This window comes from Corynebacterium sp. HMSC068G04, from assembly GCF_001814885.1.
GTDB classification, from domain to species: domain Bacteria; phylum Actinomycetota; class Actinomycetes; order Mycobacteriales; family Mycobacteriaceae; genus Corynebacterium; species Corynebacterium hiratae.
On record NZ_KV818311.1, the window covers coordinates 1 to 1,081 of the forward strand.

1 protein-coding gene and 1 pseudogene are annotated in these 1,081 nt (G+C 53.2%); both read left to right on the forward strand.

Going from position 1 to position 1,081, the window contains the following annotated elements:
- On the forward strand, positions 1-404 hold a 404-nt coding region (locus tag HMPREF2993_RS13715), incomplete at its 5' end, for a hypothetical protein (protein WP_210401550.1).
- Between the two features lie 13 nt (positions 405-417).
- A pseudogene (locus HMPREF2993_RS04805) lies at positions 418-915 on the forward strand (SLC13 family permease); the annotation flags it as partial.
- Positions 916-1,081: the final 166 nt, after the last annotated feature.

A 1,081-nucleotide genomic window follows, 5' to 3' on the forward strand; every position in this document is an offset into this window, starting at 1 on the left:
CCTCTTGTAGTTTTGATGACCCATTGGCTTCTCATCTCGCGTCCCTAGAACGATCGGGACATGCAATCCCCGTTACTGAGTCCATCACACTGGAGGAACTCTACGGACCAGAGTGGACTGAGTTTTCGCTCGTGTGCCCATACACTCCGTATCAAACAGTCAAAGAAACACTTATGGCTGATGATCCCCCTGTTCCAGAACACGGCTTCTCCGATCACGAAAACTTCCTCTTTCTTAGAGGAAAGGGCGACAGCGAACAATGGGTGAAGTTCTCTCGAGAGGCTCTCGATCTGTGTTCTCCATCAAGTCCGTCTTCTTTAATCATGGAGTCAACGTCAGTTGCTCTCAGTTTTTCTCTGGATAATCCGGGTAGTGCTTGGATTCTAACCGGCTTGAACAAGTAGTCATATGGGCGCGCTGCCCGTTGAATCCAAGAAGCTGCAGTACACCCTGGACTGGTCAGATGCGGCCAAGATTGACTGGGGCACCATCATATTGTTTGGTTGCGGCATGATCTTCGGCGCCATGCTGGGCAGCTCCGGTCTAGCAGAAACTATCGGTTCCGGACTCGACAATATGTTGGGCGTATCTAGTGCCCTGGTCATCACTGCCATGGCGGTGTTGCTGGCCATCCTCATCTCTGAGACCACAAGTAATACCGCGGCAGCGGCTGTCACTGTGCCGATTGTTGTTCCACTCGCCATGGCTGCGGGAGTAGACCCTGTTATCCCGGCGATGGCCGCTACCTTTGGCTTCATGCTTCCAATTTTCACGCTGCAAAATGCCATCGTTTACGGCTCCGGCTGCGTTTCCATCGCGCGTATGATCCGCACAGGCATCAGCTTCGACATAATCGGCGGCGCGCTGATTATCTTCTTTCTCCCAACTGTTGCCGCCTTGGTAGGCATCGGATAGGGGATGAAGAAGACGTAGCGGGGTTGCCCGCAAATCGTGGACACGTAGTGGAGCTACCTAGTGGTTAGGCAGCTATTTCTTTTCTGCTGGTGGTTAGACCAATGTGGTTTTCGAAGTCGACAGGGCTGACCATCCCGAGTGCAGAGTGCCGGCGCCGACGGTTGTA